Origin of the sequence: Sediminispirochaeta bajacaliforniensis DSM 16054 (assembly GCF_000378205.1) — a bacterium.
GTDB classification, from domain to species: domain Bacteria; phylum Spirochaetota; class Spirochaetia; order DSM-16054; family Sediminispirochaetaceae; genus Sediminispirochaeta; species Sediminispirochaeta bajacaliforniensis.
On the sequence record NZ_KB899423.1, the window covers coordinates 1 to 18,866 of the forward strand.

At 47.9% G+C, this 18,866-nt stretch carries 15 protein-coding genes; 6 read left to right on the top strand and 9 right to left on the bottom strand.

Features of this window, described 5'->3' with window-relative positions; translation table 11 throughout:
* Positions 1–227, top strand: a 227-nt coding sequence (locus tag F459_RS22480; protein WP_020613778.1) for an ATP-binding protein, incomplete at its 5' end; no start/stop codon positions are given.
* Positions 228–486: 259 nt separating this feature from the next.
* Here the strand turns inward: F459_RS22480 and F459_RS0116290 are convergent.
* The 4 genes from F459_RS0116290 to F459_RS0116305 form a co-directional block, all read right to left on the bottom strand.
* On the bottom strand, positions 487–780 hold the full coding sequence (locus tag F459_RS0116290; protein ID WP_020613780.1) for a YciI family protein: 294 nt from the start codon (positions 778–780) through the stop codon (positions 487–489).
* 60 nt (positions 781–840) lie between these two features.
* The gene (locus F459_RS22485; protein WP_020613781.1) at positions 841–1,983 is read right to left on the bottom strand and encodes an MFS transporter; all 1,143 of its coding nucleotides are present in this window, start codon (positions 1,981–1,983) and stop codon (positions 841–843) included.
* Position 1,984: 1 nt separating this feature from the next.
* The gene (locus F459_RS22490; protein ID WP_020613782.1) at positions 1,985–2,431 is read right to left on the bottom strand and encodes a MarR family winged helix-turn-helix transcriptional regulator; all 447 of its coding nucleotides are present in this window, start codon (positions 2,429–2,431) and stop codon (positions 1,985–1,987) included.
* A 336-nt stretch (positions 2,432–2,767) separates the two neighbouring features.
* Complete coding sequence (locus F459_RS0116305; RefSeq protein ID WP_020613783.1) at positions 2,768–4,600, bottom strand: hypothetical protein; 1,833 nt, start codon at positions 4,598–4,600, stop codon at positions 2,768–2,770.
* A gap of 76 nt (positions 4,601–4,676) precedes the next feature.
* Here F459_RS0116305 and F459_RS0116310 point away from each other — a divergent pair, with 76 nt between their 5' ends.
* On the top strand, positions 4,677–6,089 hold the full coding sequence (locus F459_RS0116310) for a tetratricopeptide repeat protein (protein WP_245540203.1): 1,413 nt from the start codon (positions 4,677–4,679) through the stop codon (positions 6,087–6,089).
* A complete protein-coding gene (locus F459_RS0116315; RefSeq protein ID WP_020613785.1) occupies positions 6,076–7,266 on the top strand; it encodes a TraB/GumN family protein in 1,191 nt (396 codons plus the stop codon). Before F459_RS0116310 ends, F459_RS0116315 begins: the two co-directional genes overlap by 14 nt.
* Here F459_RS0116315 and radA read toward each other — a convergent pair.
* Positions 7,263–8,645, bottom strand: a complete 1,383-nt coding sequence (gene radA, locus F459_RS0116320) for a DNA repair protein RadA (RefSeq protein WP_020613786.1) — start codon at positions 8,643–8,645, stop codon at positions 7,263–7,265. The two genes, F459_RS0116315 and radA, sit on opposite strands and share 4 nt — an antisense overlap.
* Positions 8,646–8,696: 51 nt before the next feature.
* Between radA and F459_RS0116325 the strand changes: the two genes are divergently transcribed.
* A complete protein-coding gene (locus F459_RS0116325) occupies positions 8,697–10,955 on the top strand; it encodes a DUF4954 family protein (protein WP_020613787.1) in 2,259 nt (752 codons plus the stop codon).
* Here F459_RS0116325 and F459_RS0116330 read toward each other — a convergent pair.
* Positions 10,917–11,810, bottom strand: a complete 894-nt coding sequence (locus F459_RS0116330) for a ParB/RepB/Spo0J family partition protein (RefSeq protein ID WP_020613788.1) — start codon at positions 11,808–11,810, stop codon at positions 10,917–10,919. The two genes, F459_RS0116325 and F459_RS0116330, sit on opposite strands and share 39 nt — an antisense overlap.
* Positions 11,803–12,561 (bottom strand): ParA family protein, encoded by a 759-nt coding sequence (locus F459_RS0116335; RefSeq protein WP_020613789.1) that lies wholly within the window; start codon positions 12,559–12,561, stop codon positions 11,803–11,805. The genes F459_RS0116330 and F459_RS0116335 overlap by 8 nt, the downstream gene beginning before the upstream one ends.
* 100 nt (positions 12,562–12,661) lie before the next feature.
* Here F459_RS0116335 and F459_RS0116340 point away from each other — a divergent pair, with 100 nt between their 5' ends.
* Together F459_RS0116340 and add are read left to right on the top strand one after the other, a co-directional pair.
* A complete protein-coding gene (locus tag F459_RS0116340; protein WP_013256831.1) occupies positions 12,662–12,895 on the top strand; it encodes a NifU family protein in 234 nt (77 codons plus the stop codon).
* Between the two features lie 152 nt (positions 12,896–13,047).
* Positions 13,048–14,118 carry an adenosine deaminase gene (add, locus tag F459_RS0116345; protein ID WP_020613790.1) on the top strand — a complete coding sequence of 357 codons (1,071 nt, stop codon included), beginning with the start codon at positions 13,048–13,050 and terminating at the stop codon, positions 14,116–14,118.
* Between the two features lie 192 nt (positions 14,119–14,310).
* On the opposite strand, the gene gyrA is transcribed toward add, so the two are convergent.
* Both gyrA and gyrB read right to left on the bottom strand, forming a co-directional pair.
* The gene (gene gyrA, locus F459_RS0116350; RefSeq protein WP_020613791.1) at positions 14,311–16,767 is read right to left on the bottom strand and encodes a DNA topoisomerase (ATP-hydrolyzing) subunit A; all 2,457 of its coding nucleotides are present in this window, start codon (positions 16,765–16,767) and stop codon (positions 14,311–14,313) included.
* A 37-nt stretch (positions 16,768–16,804) separates the two neighbouring features.
* Entirely contained in the window at positions 16,805–18,715 is a 1,911-nt protein-coding gene (gyrB, locus tag F459_RS0116355) for a DNA topoisomerase (ATP-hydrolyzing) subunit B (protein WP_020613792.1), read from the bottom strand.
* Between the last annotated feature and the right edge of the window lie 151 nt (positions 18,716–18,866).

The window sequence follows — 18,866 nt, forward strand, 5'->3', positions numbered from 1 at the left end:
CAGAACAGGCTGCATTGTTTTTCCAGCTCATCAACACCCGGTATGAACGTGGATCTATCATCCTCACTTCAAATAAAACTTTTGGCAAGTGGGGTGAGATTATGGCTGATGATGCAGTCGCCACTGCAACTCTGGATAGGCTCTTGCATCATTCCCATGTGGTGAGCCTTAAAGGCGATTCGTATCGTATGAAAGACAGAATGAAGATTGGAGCCGTTGGCTTCTAAAGATTTTTGCCGGAACTCTGCAATTTAACTCCGATGAAAAACTGCAATTTCATTCCGGTGTTGACAGTGTACATTAGCGTAGTCTCTTCCAGGCACTGCTGATATAGTTTGGATGAACCTCCTATTCCTCGGCCAATTCCTGTAGGGGTCATAGCAATACACTCCTTTTTTCTTTGTTCATTTGGAGCCTCTGCTATTTCCCGTTTCCTATACAGATGGTGTTTCTGAAGCGCTTACGTTCTTATGTCTGTTTATCTCACTACCTAAACCACATTTTGAGGTAGTCCTGGCAATTATGTAGTTTAAACTCCGTAATTCGATACTCCTGAATCCCCGCTTTTACAAGAGGATCACCATCGCAGAACTTTTCAATATCATCGCATTTAACAACGATAATGCCGCCGCCTATTTCTGCTTTGGGGCCTGATACAAGGATTGAGCCATCATCGAACCCAGATTTTAAATACTCAAGATGTGCGTCAATTGCTTTTTGCAGCTCACTTTTTTCAGGGAGGTCTTTTGCAAACGTTCCTTCCAATACATAATATTTCATGTCCTTTCTCCTTCTCCATTTTGCTTGTTTTTTCCACAACAAGACAAGCAAGTATGAATTCTAATGATTTTTGGCAATAGAAATTGGAATCCTGATGAAACTTATCATAAGTGCGATTGACAGTATCATCGCAAAATGGAATGGCATTTGCAGGCCTTGTAAATGAAAGAGTGATCGAACACCATCAATAAAAATGGGGGATGAAAATTGCCCCAAATACAGCATCGCGCTCATAATTGCCATTGCAGAAGTCATTTTTTCCTTATCAACATGTAAGGCTATTTGGGCATTTAATAGTGGTACCATTATGCCCAAACCAACGCCAAGGGAAAACAGACCGAAAATAATCGTAATAACATGATTCATAGAACTCAAGCCTAAAAGGCCCAAGGCCAACATTCCAGATGCAAAATATTTCGTATACCTACCAACATTTTTTACAATAGAGTACAGTGCCAATCCGATTATAAAAGAAGTGATATTTTGTACCGACATAAGTAGTCCGATGAACGAGGTGGGAACCAGATTCTCTTTTGTTACAATTATCGAGAAATTGGACGGTACAGTGTAAAATATGACCATGGTTATAAACATGGCGAAAACATAAGGTGCTATTTTGCGAATACTTTTTATATCAATGCTGCTTTTTGTCTTGCCCATCTTCGATTTCGGTAGAATCCAAATTACCAGAATCACAACAAACAGCCCGAGAAGGTAGATGGCGAAACTGTACCGCCAATTCAATGAAACCAGATATCCCGAAAGCACCGTGGCCATGATTCCTCCAAGGTTGTTCATGGCCGAAGAATAGCCCATCAATTTCGATTGCTCATTTTTATCAAAAAAGTATGCGATCAACCCGGTCGACAAGGGCATAATCAGCCCTACGCCTATCCCCAAAATGCTTCTAAATGCCAAAAGTAAATAGATGTTATTTACAAAGCCTGCCCCACATCCACCGATAAGATAAAGGAACAGACCGCTGATGGCGATTGTTTTTGATGACAGCCTGCTCGATATTAAACTGAAAAGCAGCGATGTAAAAATGATAAATAGTGCTGGCAAAGTTATAATCAGTTTAATCAGTAGAGGATCTACTTTGCTGAAATAGTTTGCTATCTCACCTAATGCGGGTGCCACAGCAGCGCCTGACATTACCGTAACCAATGACAGCGATAGTATAGTAATTTTAAGTTTTCTCATCTTATTTCCCCTGCGTTACTTTTAACGCGTTATGTGACATTACCGTGAGCTTTTGAATGATAGAATCTCTTTCCGCATCATTCATGCCTTCGCCGATAATATCCGTCCAGTTTTTAAGTACTTTAAGAATGATCGGTTGTATCTCAATCCCTTTCTTTGTCAGCCGGATATTATAGGATCGTTTATCGATCTGGCTTTTTTCTCTAATGATATATCCTTTGTTTTCAAGGTTTTTCATTACTCTAGTTGTAAGAGCGTCGTCAATGATAATCATATCGGACAAGTGCTTTTGATTAATCCCATCGCCTTCAGCGCCAAGATTGACCAGATAGATATACTCCGAGGAACTTAAGCCATATGGTTTTAATTCCCTATTAAGATAAATCTGTGCTTGCCTGTGAAGAATGGAAATCCATTTACCAATGCTTTTTATTTCCTGTCGATCCAAGGATACCTACTCCTTTTTATTTGACATATCAAGTAAATTGTAAAAAAAATTACCTGATATGTCAACCATATGCAAAACATTCTACACTACATCTAAAGTTTCAGCTAATCGATACATAATGGGCGAAGTGCTTTTTCTATATACCTTTTTGCTGGTTATGTTGACCAATTGTCTATTTCCAGCTCTTTACTCGCTACAAGAATTACATTTTACTTTTTTCATGCCTCGTTATGCTGTAAATAAAAGGATCTGCATCGATCGCCTATCATTTGATGACAAGACACCGCAGTGTATCATAGAGTTTGATAGTGATCATCTTCCCCGTACAAAAAAGCTCTAGGGGGAAACCTCACCGACGGTATCATCGCGAAAATGGATTACAACCTCTTCACGGCTTCTTTTATGCCGCACCTTCAAATAGAGGGTCCTCGAATCGCGGTCGTAATACCAGCCGCCGGCATCGTAATATTGAAACTGTCTGGTACCGTTCCATCTGATACCATACAACTCGATATAAGCAAACGGAGGCACGTTCTTAATCACCATATGATGGGTGGAGCCCGTCGGGAAAGAAAAGCTGATGGTATAGGCGTCCTGTGACCGACTGGCCGAAATGCTTTGTGCAACGGTCCAGAGTGCGACATCGGAACCCAATTCCTTATAAAGAAAGGTATGCCTGGGATAATAGCGGTTCTCCGCAAGAAGCGAATAGACCATTTCGGGAAGCAAATAGCCCTCTTTCCGCTCTTTTTCGTTATTTCGTAAGGGACTCAGTGTCGCAGGCAACACGCCGTTCTCATCCGAAAGGGAAAGGACCGAAACCACCATTGTTCGACCCAGCTCTTCGAAGAGCGCTCGATTTTCCCCCCTGCCGATCTCCTGTAGGTAGTAGCCCGCTTTCAATGTAGCCTTCACATCAACCTTGTCGTTATCGAAAAGAAAGAGACCGTCATCCGCACGCCCCAGCCGCGGCAGTAATAGAGAATCTATCAGCCCATAAAGCTCTTCGTATCCGGGAAACCGTTCCGGATAAAGATTGCCCACATCAACATAGACCTCCACCATACCCGCCAGCTGAAGCGCAGTCATCTTTTTCCCCTCGAAGGCATCTGTTTTAAAGCACTCGGAAACCGCCCGCAGCAGTGCTTTATCACCGGAAAAGAGTAGATACTCGGCAAGATGATCAACCTCGGAAAAGAGTGCCGGGTTGGAACTGCGTGCATAATTTCTTAATTTTGTATTGATAGTCGAGGCCTCTGCAGACCTCGCCTCATCCGTCATGACAAGGGATCCCACATAAGGGGCCGAAAGGTAGGTGACATTCTCTTTATGACGAGTGCTGATACCCTTTATCGCATTCAGATCAACAGTATCTCTGCGACGAAAGCCTTCGGCAACCATGCCAACCAAAGCAGACTCCTGAAACTGTCGACCGCCGTCAGGGCTGCTCCAGGTATCGCTTCCCGGATTGTATCGTCCGCTCTTCCAGCCCACATAGGCCTTTTCAAGATAATCACGTAGGTTTTTTTCATAGTTGTCTCTGGAAACCGAAGGATTTCCCTGAAAAAACCAATAACGAACTGGATTTTCTCCTGGATTTTGGAAAAAACTAAGACGGCTTCCCTCGCCCTCAAAGCTGATGGTACCATCCTCGGCAATATCACTTTGCTGCAAATTAATGAGCACCGAACCCTGCTCCCGATCAAGAAGCCTTGCGGGAAGAAAATCCAGCGAAGAAAGAGTCCAATCGCTTTCCGGGGTAATAAGAACACGACTAACACCACTCTCTTTCGGGAAAAGGGTCTGAATCATAAGGAGCTGATCACCATTTTCCCGGAGAGATGAACTGATTTCCAGGGTAACTCCCTCTTTGTACTCAACACGAATTTTTTGTTGTTCACCAATAACGTCGGCAAGGGTGAGGGCTTTTGGTTCCGACGCATCACCGATGTAACCGAACACCTGGCTGTCGAGATCGATGGTGCTGCCGAAAAGTTTCAACGTGGCAGATACCCCTCCGCCACTTCTGGTGCCCGATACCGCGGCCTGAGATACCTGATAACTGAACCCCTGTCGGGCCCCGGAGGTTTCAAGATGAATAAAGGCTCCGGTGAGCAGAAGATAGATCACCGGTATAAGGTAGTAGTGAAATCCCAGCTTTGTCTTCATTTCAGATGATTGTATCAATGAGGCCCGCCCTGTTCAACCTTGTCTTAAACACCCCGCGGCGGGTATAGTACGAGGAATGAAACCGATAATCCGAATGATGGAGGCGGCCCTTGCCGCCATCGCGATGTTGCTCCTTTTTTCTCTCTTGATCACTGCTTGTGCAGGCACGAAAGAGGCGGAAAAAACGGTCCAACCTGAGGTGGAGATTCCTCCTTACGAAAGTATCAGCTCCCTCCTCGCAGCAGGAAAGCCCGAAGAGGCCTTGGAAGCCTTTGAAAAAGCCTATGCCGATGATCCCGATTCATTTGAAACTGCGTTGCTCCGCTCAGGGCTTTTAGTAAGTATCGGTAAAACCGATGAGGCAAAAGAGGCCCTGAAGACGGCTCTCGAAAAAGAACCTGATAACCCCGATGCTCTATTCACCGGTGCCTTGATTGCCGGACTTGACGGTGAGCGAAGCCAGGAGAAAGCATTGCTGGAATCCGTTGTGGAAAAGGCGCCCGACCATGGCAGAGCCCTTGCCGCCCTGGGTGAGTTGTACATGGAGGATAAGGAATACGATAAGGCTGAAGACTCCTTTGAAAAAAGTATCGAAGCGGAACCGGATAATTTCGTTGCACGGGCAGGCTACGGAAACCTGCTACTGAGGCAGAAAAAATATGAAGAGTCCGTCGAACAGCTCAACAAGGCGGTAGAGGAGTTTCCCGATTACCCCTTTTCCTATGTGGACAGAGGCAAGGCAAAGGCGGGCCTGGGAGATACACAGGATGCAGTCACCGATCTAAGCAAGGCGATAGAACTCGATCCCGAACACTACTGGCATTATATCGATCGGGGTAAACTTTATTTGTATCAAGGCGACATAGAAAAGGCTGAAGCAGATTTCACCTCTGCAAAGAAGATCGATCCCGATTACTTTCTCTCCTACGTCTACCTCGCAGGGATCAACAGCGACAAGAAAAATTGGTCCGGAGCCCTTGCCGACTACAAGGCCACGATGGAACGGCGGCCCGATTACTACTACGCCTACGAACCGGCAGCCACGGCGGCTTTTCTTTCGGAGGATTATGCCTGGGCCGCAGAAATGTATCAGAAAGCCTACGAAAACGAGCCTGATGAACACGGCTACGCCCTTATGCATGGAATCAGTTTGTTTGAGGCGGGAAAAGAGCAAGCAGCACAAGCATATTTTAGAGAAAAGATGGGAACGCTGCCCCGGGATACCTATTACTATGATATTGCACGGACTTTTGTCGAACGGGGATATGACGGCTATCTTGTTTCAAAGTTGAATCTGGAAAAGCAAATGCCCTTGAAAATCAGGGCCTATTTCTACCTTGGCCTCTTCTACCGTTGGGCCGGAAGCGATACCCTGGCAAACCGTTACCTCGGAGAGGTCAGGGACAATGCTCTCTTCGGAATGTTCGAAACCGAAATTGCCGAAAATCTGCTTGAAAAGGAAGGACCTTCTGAAGATGCAAAGAATTGACGAAAGCGACACCATTACGCGCTTACAGTTTGAAGGGAGAGAGATCATCCTCCTCGGTACGGCCCATGTCTCCAGAGAAAGCGTCGATGAGGTTCGAGGTACCATCGAGGCAGAATCTCCGGATCATGTTTGCGTAGAGATCGATGCCGGCCGCTATCGCTCCATGACCGAGGGACAAAACTGGCAAAGCATGAGCATCGGAAGCGTACTGCGCCAGCGCCGGGGCTTTCTTCTTCTTGCAAACCTTGCCCTCGCCTCCTTCCAGCGTAAGCTTGGAAGCGAGCTGGGAAACAAACCGGGAGAGGAGATGATGGCAGCTATCGAGGCGGCAAAATCGGTGGGTGCCGATTTTAGCTTCTGCGACCGAGAAATCCAGGTAACCCTCCGCAGGGCCTGGGCAAAAAGCTCCTTTTGGAACAAAAACAAGATGATTGCCAGCCTTTTCGGATCCGTTTTCGGTTCGGAAAAATTGAGTGAAGAAGAAATAGAACAGCTAAAGCGGAAAAACGCGCTGGAAGAGATGATGGGAGAGCTGGCCGGGTATCTTCCTTCGGTCAAGGAAGTTCTTATAGATGAGCGGGATCGCTATCTTGCAACAAAAATCTTTGAAGCACCGGGAAAAAAAATCATTGCGGTCATAGGTGCAGGCCATGCGGAAGGAATCGTTCATATCCTGGACGAACTCTCCAAAGGGAATATGGACCGAGACCTTTCCGCAATCGAAGCGGTACCTCCTCCGGCAAAGATAACAAAGGCCCTGCCGTGGATCATTCCGGCAATCGTTATCGCAATCATCGCCTACGGCTTCGCCCGTTCGGGTCTGGGCCAGGGGATCGAGATGTTCGGCTACTGGGTTGCCGTCAACGGGGCCCTGGCCGGCCTTGGAGCGATTATCTCCCTCGCCCATCCTATTACCATTCTGGTGACCATTGCTGCTGCCCCCTTTACAAGCCTCAATCCGACCATCGGCGTCGGTATCGTCTCGGGCATCCTGGAAGGGGCCTTGCGGAAACCGCGGGTTTCCGACTTTGAACACCTTCACGACGATATTCTTTCGGTAAAGGGCTTCTTTCGGAACCGTTTTACCCACGCCCTGATTGTCTTCTTTCTCACCAGCATCGGAAGTTCAATCGGCACCTTTGTTGCCTTTCCCTTTTTGCTGAGCCTTCTCCACTAAGGCTTGGCGGACCCGGCCTTGAATATTGCCTTAACAGCCTCGCCGATGGTGGCAACCCGGACCTCGCCGCCATCGGAACGGGACCTCTCCTTTCCTGTCGATTCCGGACCGACAAAACGCTGAAAGCCCAGCTCAGCTGCACTTTTACGCCGACGGTCCATATGCCCGGTGGGGCGAATCTCACCGGCAAGACTAACCTCACCGGCAACGGTGACCCCCTTCGGTATGGGAATCCCGGTCCTCGCCGAATAGAGGGCCATGGCCAAAGGCAATTCTATTCCCACTTCGCTGATCTTCATTCCCCCCGCAACATTGACGTAGATATCCTGATCGGAAAAGCGTAAGGAAAGATGGCGTTCAAGCACAGCCGCAATTCTGCTCACCCGGCCAGGATCGATGCGGTCCGAATAGACCCGACTGTAGCCCCCTTTTGCAGGAACCGTCAGGGCCTGAAGCTCAACCATGAGAACCCGGCTCCCCTCATAAACAGGTGCCGCAGCAATACCTGGAGGGATCTCGCCCCCCCGCCGTACCAGGAATATCTCCCCGGGATCGGCAACCTGATGAAGGCCGTCGGCCTCCATGGAAAAAAGTCCCAGCTCATCCACCGATCCAAAGCGGTTCTTTGTCGAGCGAACAATGCGCAGGCCGCCATCGGCAAGGTCGAAATAAAGGACCGTATCCACCATGTGTTCGATCACCTTCGGCCCGGCTATCGAGCCTTCCTTAGTCACATGGGCCACCAGAAAAAAAGCGGAATCCTCCTCCCGGGCCCAGTCGATCAATTCGTGACAACCATACTTCAGCTGATTCACCGTACCGGGAACCTGTCCCGCCTCCTGGCTGATAAGGGTCTGGATCGAGTCCATCACCACCAGTTGGGGACGGGTTTTACGGAGAACCGACATGATGCGATCAAGATCGGATTCACAAAGAAGGTCGACGGCGGAGGCATCAAGGCCCAGGCGATCGGAGCGCATCTTAATCTGAGCAGCCGACTCTTCACCGCTGATATAAAGGGCCCTGGTACCGGGAAGGGCCGAGGCCACAAGCTGCATCATCAGGGTTGATTTCCCAATACCCGGCTCTCCGCCAATGAGAACGGCGGAACCGCGCATCACCCCTCCGCCGAGAACGCGATCCAGCTCCTCAATCCCGGAAGAAAAGCGAAGCCCCTCGGCCGCCGCTACCTGGTTCAGGGCAATCTCCGATGCCGGTAGCTTTCTTGTTTTTTCGTGAGCCTTGCTTCCTCCACTGCTCACGCTGCTGCTTTCCTCCCGAAAGGTGTTCCAGCCTCCACAGGAGGGACACCGTCCCAACCATTTCGGCTCCTGATGGCCGCACTGTTCACAGGTAAAGAGGGTCCGCTTTTTTGCCATTGTTGCTGCTCCTTTCTTGCACCGTCGTTCCGGCAGGTATAGTATCATACCATGGTACGGAAAAAGAACGACAAAGCAATCGGTGCCGGCTTTGTGCCCCAAGAATTTCTCCGGGAAGGAGAAGATGAGTATCGATTCAGGAACGCCGGAGACCTATCCCGCTCCTACCGCGCCCTTTCGGCCCGGGAAGTGGAAATTCTCGTACGAAACGGCAATTGTGCCGACGACTGGAACGCCATTCTTGTCGCCGAGGGGTTCAACCCCGAGCGAGTGGAACGGTGTACCTTCCACGGCAAGATTAGAATCGGTGCCCTGGAGGAGGGGTACCTCGAATATCACGATCTCAAGCTTCCTATCGGTATCAGGGATTCGGTGATCATCTCCTCGGACATCGGTGACAACGTGGCCATCAGGAACCTCGGTTACCTCGCTTTTTACATTATCGAAAACGAGGTAATCCTTATGAGTATCGAGGAAATGGTCACCACAAACCATGCAAAATTCGGAAACGGCATTGTCATGGAAGGAGAAGATCCCAATGTAAGGATCCGGCTCGAGATAGGAAACGAGAACGGCAAACGGGCGATCTATCCCTTCGACGGCATGCTCTCCGCCGATGCCTACCTCTGGTCCCGTTTTCGTGATAACCAGTCACTTATACAAGCTTTTGAAGCCATGACAGATGCCGCCTTTGAGCATCGTCGCGGCACCTACGGCAGGATAGGCACCGGATCGGTCATAAAAAGCTGCAGGATACTCAAGGATATCAAGGTCGGCGAGGGAGCCTACATCAAGGGTGCAAACAAGTTAAAGAACCTCACCGTCAACAGTAGCGCAGAGTATCCAAGCCAAATTGGTGAGGGAGTGGAGCTGGTAAACGGCATCATCGGTTATGGTTGCCACCTCTTCTATGGCGTAAAGGCCGTTCGCTTTATTCTTGCAAACCATTCGAATTTGAAGTACGGAGCACGACTGATCAACAGCTATCTCGGTGAAAATTCAACCATAAGCTGCTGCGAGGTTCTCAATGCCCTGATTTTTCCGGGCCACGAACAGCACCACAACAACAGCTTTCTCTGTGCAGCCACGGTTCTCGGCCAATCCAATATCGCCGCCGGGGCAACGATCGGCTCAAATCATAACAGCAGAGGCCCGGACGGAGAGCTCTTCGCCGGAAGAGGATTCTGGCCGGCTCTTGCGACAAGCTTGAAGCATAACAGTAAATTCGCAAGCTATACCCTCCTGGCAAAGGGTGCTTACCCGGCAGAGTTGCATATTCCGCTTCCCTTTACGCTGGTTTCAAACAACGAAACAAAGGGAAGGATCGAAATGATGCCGGGTTACTGGTTCCGCTACAACATGTATGCCCTTGCAAGAAACTCCTGGAAATACGGAGTCAGGGACAAACGGAAGGACCCGGACCAGAAGATTGAATTTGACTTCCTCGCTCCGGACACAGCCGAAGAGATGCGAAAAGCTCTTTCGCTTCTGGAAATCTGGGCGGGGTTATATATTGATAATATCATTATATCATCTGATGACAATATTAAAACATCACTTCTCGATTACACCTTTGCGTTTCATCCCCTGCCGGAAATTCCGCCGGTATTGCGGCCCATTGCAGCTCGAGGCTCAGCTTGGTTCGAAATCCAGAAGGAAGCGGCCGACGAAATCCCTGTTCCCGCTTACGGCATCGAAAAGAGCAAGAGAGATACGATCATCATACGAGCTTTTACAGGGCGTCGCTGGTACAGGGAGATGATACTGCTCTACGGCGTGGAACAACTGGCGGCCTTCTGCTCACGACACGGCTTCTCCCTTTCGGACGGAATCGCCGTTCTGGAAAAAAAGGCCGCAGGGGTCCAGACCGTATGGCACAATATCGGCGGACAACTCATAAGTGATGCCCAAATGCGGAAACTCCAATCAGATATCGTCAGCGGCGATATCGATAGCTGGCACGGTCTCCACCAACGTTACCGGGAACAGGGAATAAGCTACCCCGATGAAAAAGCGGCCCATGCCTTCTCTCTCTTCAGGACGTTTCATTCAGGTCCCATTGAAGATGCTCTTGATCGGGCAGTCGAAATCCGTGAGCTCATTGCCCGGAATACAAGGCAAAGCAGGGAGAAGGATTACCAAAACAACTTCAGAAAGATGGCTTACGCCTCACAGGAAGAGATGTATGCGGTGCTTGGAACCATTAAGGACGACTCTTTTATCAAGAGCATAGAAGAGAAGGCTGTAAGCTTTCGAAAAGAGCTGAGGCGCTTAAAAAAGGGTATCTCGGTTACTGATAATATCGAATAGCCGTTCAAGATCGTCCATCGAGTAGTAGGCGATCTCGATCTTTCCTTTTTTAAGGCTACCACGAATAGTTACTTTGGTTCCCAGGGCATCGAGAAATTTCTGCTCTATGGAGCGCAGTTCCGGAGCGCGGTTGGCAGGAGTCTTTTCCTCTTTCTGCTCCGTCGCCCGCATGCCTTTGTTTAAAGCGGAAGCCTGGTCCTCGGTCTCCCTGACCGAAAGCCCGTGCTGAAGGATTCTTCCGTAGAGAATCCGCTGATCCGCCGGATTGAGGACCGACAGGATGGCCCGGGCATGACCTGCGGTCAATTCTCCCTTTACCAGAGAATCCTGGACATCTTCCGGCAGCTTTAGCAAACGAAGACTATTGGCAACCGTCGAACGCTTCTTCCCAACCTTCCTGGCAACTGCATCCTGGCTCAAATTCATCGCGTCCATGAGGTGACGATAGGCCTGAGCCTCCTCAACAGGATTCAGATCCTCTCGCTGTACATTTTCTACCAAAGCGATTTCCAGCTTATCCTCTTCGCTGAAAGCGCGAATAATAACAGGAATCTCGCTCAGGCCGGCAAGTCGGGCCGCCCTGAAACGTCGTTCTCCCGCTACAATGGTATGAAGGCCGTGCGCCGACTCCTCATCCACGATAATCGGCTGTATGACTCCTTGGTTCCTAATCGAATCTGCAAGCTCCCGCAATGCTTCCTCATCGAAATGCTTTCGAGGCTGATCGGGATTGGTGCGGATCTTCCGCAAAGGGAGGCTTGAGACATCCCCCTTGAGCTCTTCAGGAAGCTCCAGAGAATCATCAGCCTGATGAATAAGGGCCTCAATGCCCCGGCCCAGGGCTTTTTTAGACACGATGAATTACCTCCTGGGCAAGTTTTTGATAGCTTTTCGCACCAATACAACTCGCATCATACTGGTTGATCGGAACGCCATGGCTCGGTGCCTCGGAAAGACGTACGTTGCGGGGAATAATGGTTTTAAACACCTTCTCCTTAAAATAACCTGCAACCTCCTGAACCACTTCATTGGCTAATTTTGTTCTGGAGTCATACATGGTGAAAAAGATGCCACCTATACCCAGATTGGGATTCAAAGACTTCTGGACTCGCCGAATCGACTGTAACAGAAGACTTAGGCCCTCAAGGGCAAAATATTCGCACTGCAAAGGAATAAAAACATGAGAAGCCGCTGCCAGCCCATTGAGGGTCAATAAACCAAGGCTGGGAGGGCAATCAATAAAGATATAATCAAACTCCAGCTTTGAGGCAGCAAAGGCATTCCGAAGAAAAAACTCCCGATCCTTCTCTTCAATCAATTCGACATTGGCACCGGTAAGATCGATGTTGGACGGTACGACAAAAAGGTTCCGCACCGTCGTCTCCTGAACGGTTTCATCCAAAGGGCTTGTACCCATAAGAACATCATAGGCCCCCGGTCGTCCCTTATCTGCACCGACGCTGCTGGACAAATTTCCCTGGGGATCAAAATCGACCAGAAGAACTTTCTTATCGGCTTCGGCTACATAAGCCCCGATATTAACGGCCGAGGTCGTTTTTCCGACACCGCCTTTTTGATTTGCATATGCAATGATCTTACCGCTCATACAAGCGATTATACATGAAAACGTCGGTGTAGGAAACTCCTCTTGACTTTATCCTACTGAAACACTACGTTATCATAAGCATATATGCAAGGAGATTTCCATGGAACTGGAACTTGAAGGAAAGGTAAAAAAGGCCATTCAAGATATCCGACCTTCGTTGCAAGCAGATGGTGGCGATATTGAATTGGTTACGGTAGGAGAAAACGGGAAGGTCTCCGTTCGACTCACCGGGGCTTGTAATGGCTGCCCAATGGCCCAAATCACCCTAAAGCAGGGCGTAGAGCGCTATCTGAAAGAGACCATCCCCGAAATCAAATCGGTGGATGCCGTCTAATCTGCTTTTACGTCTCAAAAGCCCGGTCGAAATACTTAAAAGCGGCGGGCTTTTTTTATATCCTTTTACTTTGAAAATAGTATAATCTGGTATAAGCTAAATATATAAACTTTATCAGGTAAGTGACCGATAGAATATCTAAAGGACTTCACATGATAACAACCAGGCTTGAGCGGGAACGAGTGGAATCTCTGATTCGTGCCATTCCAAAAACAGAAATACACCTCCACCTCGAAGGTATGACTGGTGTGGAAACCGTTTGGAAACTAAAAGAAAAAAATCATCTTGATTTCCCCGGTATCACCACCCGTGAGGAGTTGGTGCGACGTTTCCAGGTCAAAAGCCTTGATGAGTTTATCGACCTTTTTATCAATGTGATACAAAATTGCTTTCAAGAAGAAGAGGATATCGCTTATCTGATCGACGATGCCAGTCGCTACCTTATTGAAAACAATGTCTCCTACGCTGAAATATTCTTTGCTCCGAGCAAGTTTGTCCAAAATGGGTTTAGCTTTTCTCGCATCGCAGACCTTTTGGACGAGGGAGCGGCAAAGCTAAAAGCCGAAAAGCAGATCGAGGTGAAATTCATCATAGATGTTTCCAGAAGCTTTGGAAAAGAAAACGCCATGCGGAATTTGAATCTGACCCTTTCCAATCCGAAATCATCGATCATCGGAATCGGGCTTGGCGGGGCTGAAAGCCAAGGACCTGCTATAGATTATATTGATGTTTTTACCCAAGCAAAAACGGCTGGTCTACATGTTGTCGCTCATGCTGGTGAGGATGTCGGACCGGAGTCCGTATGGAGCGCTGTGCAAGACCTGGATGTGGAAAGGATTGGTCATGGCATCAGTTCAATACAGGATCCAAAACTGATGAAACTGCTTGCCGATCGCCAGATTCCACTTGAAGTTTGCCCGACCAGTAATGTCTTCACTAGAAAATATGTCAGTGCCTATGAGCAACATCCGATTAGGCCTTTTTATGAACAAGGTTTGTATGTCACCCTTAATACCGATGATCCTTCGATTTTCGGTGTTGAGCTTGTAGAAGAGTATTATAAAATGTATGAGCACGGTCTGTTTTCAATTCAGGAACTTATCGCCATCATGAAAAACGGGATCTACGCAACTTTCCTTGCCAAAGAAGAACAGGATAGGCTTTGGAATAATGCAGAGAAAGCAATAGCAGCGTTTCCCGATCAGGATGTCCTGAAGGGATAGTTGCGCTTTTACTACTGTCCGGAATCGTGGTGGCCCCTTCTGCCCCAATCCTATTGCCTCAATCACTTCTCTCCAAAAGGCCACTGATTCTTTAGAACAGGGCATGAAAAAGCATGTGCACCATAAGGATTCGGAATACTACCTAAAAAAACGCCCCATCTCTGGGGCGTATTGTTTCACGTGAAACACTTTCTATGTTTGAGGCTGATCCTCTTCTTCATCTTTATCATTCATGACACGAGCAACATCCACCACTACATCGGGAGCAGTAATGGTAACGATATTTACGCCCTGTGCTGTCTTCCCCTGAACAGGAACATCTGAAACATGTAACTTTATGGTATTTCCCTGACTTGTGATGCAGACAAGATCGTCTTCCTCCAAAACAGAAAGAACTCCAACGATTTCACCGCTTCTTTCACTTGTCTTATAGGCTATTTGCCCCCGTGTACCTCTTCCATGAAGAGAAAAGTGATCATATTCAACCCTCTTCCCCAGTCCATTCTCACTAAGAAGGAGCATCTTCTCGTTATCCTCAACACGGAGGATACCGGCAAGCTCGTCATCTGATTGAAGTCGTATTCCGGTAACTCCCCGGCTGGCACGCCCCATGGCACGTACCTGATCCTCATGAAAACGAAGAGCATTTCCATTACGGCTGACAATAACAATTTCACTGTCTCCGTGGGTAAGAACCGCGGTAATTAATGTATCTCCGTTGTCAAGTTTTATGGCGATAATTCCACGTGTCCTAGCATTACGGAAATCACTGGTTTTTACCTTTTTGACAATACCCCTGGCCGTTGCCATGAAAAGATAATGTTCCTCGCTGAATTCCTGCAAACTCACAATAGTGGTAATATCCTCATTTGCAGATATTTCAAGAAGGGCCTTTATGTGGGTCCCACGACTTGCCCGGCTGCCTTCGGGGATCTCATGGACCTTCATCCAGTAGGCTTTCCCTTCATTTGTAACAAAAAGGATATAATCGTGCGTACTGGCGATGAAAAGGTGCTTGATGAAATCCTCGTTGATCAGTTTTGCAGAAGAAGAGCCCTTTCCTCCCCGCCCCTGGTTTCGATAACTGGAAACGGGAACACGTTTGATAAAGCCTTTATTGGAGACCAGCACGACCATATCCTCTTTTTGGATAAGATCCTCGATGTTGATCTCCTCGACCTCATCGGCAACTATATCGGTTTTTCGGTCATCTCCGTACTTCTGGGCGATCTCCTCCGTTTCATCCCGGACAACACCCAATATTTTCTGTTCACTGGAAAGAAGGTCCTTGAGATAGGCAATAAGGGCGAGAACTTCACGAAGTTCTTCTTCGATCTTTTTCGTTTCCAAACTGGTGAGCTTCTGAAGCCGCATATCGAGAATTGCCTGAGACTGCCGCTCGGAGAGCTTAAAACGCTCCATCAAGCGTTCGCGAGCCTGATTAACATCACTGCTTGATTTGATGATCTGAACCACTTCATCGATGTTATCAAGAGCAATTTTTAAGCCTTCGAGGATATGGGCCCTTTCCTCAGCCTTTTTCAGATCATAACGGATACGCCTGGTAACGACCTCAACCCTGTGACGAACAAAATAGTGGACCAGCTCCTTTAGGTTGAGCTGCTTTGGCATACCGTCGACCAAGGCAAGGTTGGTAACATTGAAATTCTGCTGCAACGCCGTGTGGCTGAAAAGCTGATTCAATACGATCTTGGGTACTGCTCCCCGTTTCAGTTCTATAACAATACGCATTCCGTCGCGGTCCGATTCGTCCCGCAGATCGGAAATACCGTCGATTCTTTTCTCTTTTACCAGATCGGCAATCTTTATGATGAGATTCGCCTTATTGACTGCATAGGGAATCTCGGTCACGATGATCCGATCCTTCCCGCTTTTGGTTGTTTCAATAACAAACTTAGACCGAACGGTAATTTTACCCTTTCCCGTTCGAAATGCCTGTTTAATGCCCCTTCTTCCGAAGATGATACCACCGGTTGGAAAATCAGGCCCCTTGATGTATTTCATCAAATCATCAATGGAGATATTGGCATCGTTGATGTAGGCAACTATTGCCGCACACACCTCGCGTAGGTTGTGGGGAGGCATATTCGTTGCCATACCGACGGCAATTCCGCTTGCACCATTGGTAAGTAAATAGGGAAAAGCCCCGGGAAGAACCAGAGGTTCTTGCATCGAATCATCGTAGTTGGGACCGTAATCGACGGTTTCTTTCTTGATGTCCTTGAGCATCTCCTCCGCAACACGGTCCATCTTCGCTTCCGTATATCGCATTGCCGCCGGAGGATCACCATCAACCGATCCGAAGTTACCCTGAGGCCTAACCACCGGATAACGCATGGAAAAATCCTGGGCAAGCCGAACCAGGGCATCATAAATCGACTGGTCGCCATGAGGATGGTATTTACCAAGAACATCACCGACAATACGTCCACACTTTTTAAAGGCTCTATCCGATCGAAGACCCATCTCACTCATCGAATAAAGGATACGACGATGAACAGGTTTTAAGCCGTCCCGTACATCAGGTAGGGCACGGCTGACGATGACGGACATCGCGTAGTTGAGGTAAGATCCCCTAACCTCTTCTTCTATTGAAATAGGAATTACTTCTCCCTTTATCTCTTCCACTCGAGCAACCCTTATCCTTCTTAACTATATCACTATGCTATATATCGAGATTCGATACCATCAGAGCATTATCTTCAATGAACTTTCTCCTGGGCTCGACATCCTCACCCATCAATGTAGAAAATATCTGATCTGCTTCAACAGCATCTTCAAGTCGTACCTGCATGATTTTTCTTGAATCCGGATCCATGGTGGTCTCCCACAGCTGATTCGGATTCATCTCACCAAGACCCTTATACCGCTGAATGGCAACCTTCTCGGTCTCCTCGGCAAACAGGGATTTCATGATCTTCTCACGATCCTTTTCGTCGTATGCATACGTAACTGTTTTTCCCAGCTGCATCTTGTAAAGAGGAGGCATAGCAATATAGACATAACCCCGCTCGACCAGTTCCGGCATATAGCGAAAGAAAAAGGTAAGCAGCAAGGTTCTGATATGACTTCCGTCGACATCGGCATCCGCCATGATGATCACCTTATGGTATCTGACCTTACTAACGTCAAACTCTTTTCCGGCTCCCGCTCCCAGGGTCGCAATGATAGGCTGTAGCTTGTCGTTGGTGAGTACCTTGTCGGCCCTGGTCTTTTCGACATTTAGCATCTTTCCCCAAAGGGGCAATATGGCCTGAAACTGACGATCTCTACCCTGTTTGGCACTACCACCGGCACTGTCTCCCTCAACGATATACACTTCGCTTTTGGAAGGATCCTTTTCGGCACAATCGGCAAGCTTTCCAGGAAGACTTGAACTCTCTAAAGCGCTTTTACGGCGGGTAAGATCACGGGCTTTCCGCGCTGCAATACGAGCACGAGCCGCCATGGTAATCTTTTCGAGGATTTTTTCTATCAGCTTGGGATTTTCCTCAAAATAGTAAGTCAAATGCTCGGCAACAAGAGATTCGACAACGCCCCGTACCTCGGAGTTTCCCAATTTGGCTTTTGTTTGCCCTTCAAACTGGGGATCGGGGACCTTCACGGAAACCACGGCTGTCAGACCTTCCCTGACATCATCACCGGAAAAGGTCTCGTCCATTTTTTTGGCAAACTTTGATTTTTTCAGGAAATCATTAAAGGTCCTGGTAAGGGCCGTTTTAAAGCCGACAAGATGGGTTCCGCCTTCCCTTGTGTTGATATTATTGACAAAAGAAAAGATATTCTCGCTGTATCCCTCGTTATATTCAAGGGCACACTCCAGATCGATACCGTCACGGATTCCCTCGAAGTAAATAGGCTCCTTATGAATCGGCTTTTTGCTTTCGCTTAAGAAACTAACGAAGCTTTTTACACCGCCCTCAAACTGGAACTCCTTTGTCTTCTTCTGAGGAAGGCGCTCATCTTCTATGATGATCCTGATGCCCTTATTTAAAAAAGCAAGTTCCCGAAGACGACGGGAAAGGACATCAAAACTAAATTCCACCGTTTCAAAGATCTCACCATCCGGCTTAAATCGAGTAATCGTACCGTGACGCGTGGTCTCACCTACAGTGGCGACATCTTTCTCGGGATTTCCCCGATCATATTTTTGATAGAAAATAGAGCCGTCACGATGAACAAATACGTCACACCACTCGGATAATGCATTTACAACGGAAACACCAACACCGTGGAGCCCTCCGGATACCTTATAGGTATCCTTATTGAACTTTCCACCGGCATGGAGCCTCGTCATGACGATTTCGAGAGCGCTTACACCCTCTTCTTTGTGGAGATCGGTTGGAATTCCTCGTCCGTTGTCTTCAACACGGATGATGTTTCCCTTTTCAATGACAACTAAAATTTCGTCGCAAAAACCGGCAAGAGCCTCATCAATGCTGTTGTCAACAATCTCATAAACTAAATGATGCAGCCCTTCCGGACCGGTAGAGCCAATGTACATTCCCGGCCTTTTTCGAACTGCATCCAAACCCTTTAACACTTGAATGTTCTGGGCGGAATAACTGTTTTGCATGTGTGATACCTGCGTAAAATCTGATAGAGAATAGTTAAGTATACCCTCTTCCACATAAAAAGTAAACGCCTTGCAAACTCCATGGGGCTGCGCTAAAATAAACCTTTCTACTAAACTTCATTGATATATGACCTAAGTGTTGATAAACTGT

What these genes read in the sequence shown, in the direction of transcription:
- add (WP_020613790.1), top strand. Translation starts at nt 13,048, where the DNA reads ATGATAACAACCAGGCTTGAGCGGGAACGAGTGGAATCTCTGATTCGT.
- radA (WP_020613786.1), bottom strand. Translation starts at nt 8,645, where the DNA reads ATGGCAAAAAAGCGGACCCTCTTTACCTGTGAACAGTGCGGCCATCAG.
- F459_RS0116310 (WP_245540203.1), top strand. Translation starts at nt 4,677, where the DNA reads ATGAAACCGATAATCCGAATGATGGAGGCGGCCCTTGCCGCCATCGCG.
- F459_RS0116335 (WP_020613789.1), bottom strand. Translation starts at nt 12,561, where the DNA reads ATGAGCGGTAAGATCATTGCATATGCAAATCAAAAAGGCGGTGTCGGA.
- F459_RS0116325 (WP_020613787.1), top strand. Translation starts at nt 8,697, where the DNA reads ATGGTACGGAAAAAGAACGACAAAGCAATCGGTGCCGGCTTTGTGCCC.
- F459_RS0116290 (WP_020613780.1), bottom strand. Translation starts at nt 780, where the DNA reads ATGAAATATTATGTATTGGAAGGAACGTTTGCAAAAGACCTCCCTGAA.
- F459_RS0116315 (WP_020613785.1), top strand. Translation starts at nt 6,076, where the DNA reads ATGCAAAGAATTGACGAAAGCGACACCATTACGCGCTTACAGTTTGAA.
- gyrB (WP_020613792.1), bottom strand. Translation starts at nt 18,715, where the DNA reads ATGCAAAACAGTTATTCCGCCCAGAACATTCAAGTGTTAAAGGGTTTG.
- F459_RS0116340 (WP_013256831.1), top strand. Translation starts at nt 12,662, where the DNA reads ATGGAACTGGAACTTGAAGGAAAGGTAAAAAAGGCCATTCAAGATATC.
- F459_RS0116305 (WP_020613783.1), bottom strand. Translation starts at nt 4,600, where the DNA reads ATGAAGACAAAGCTGGGATTTCACTACTACCTTATACCGGTGATCTAT.
- F459_RS22485 (WP_020613781.1), bottom strand. Translation starts at nt 1,983, where the DNA reads ATGAGAAAACTTAAAATTACTATACTATCGCTGTCATTGGTTACGGTA.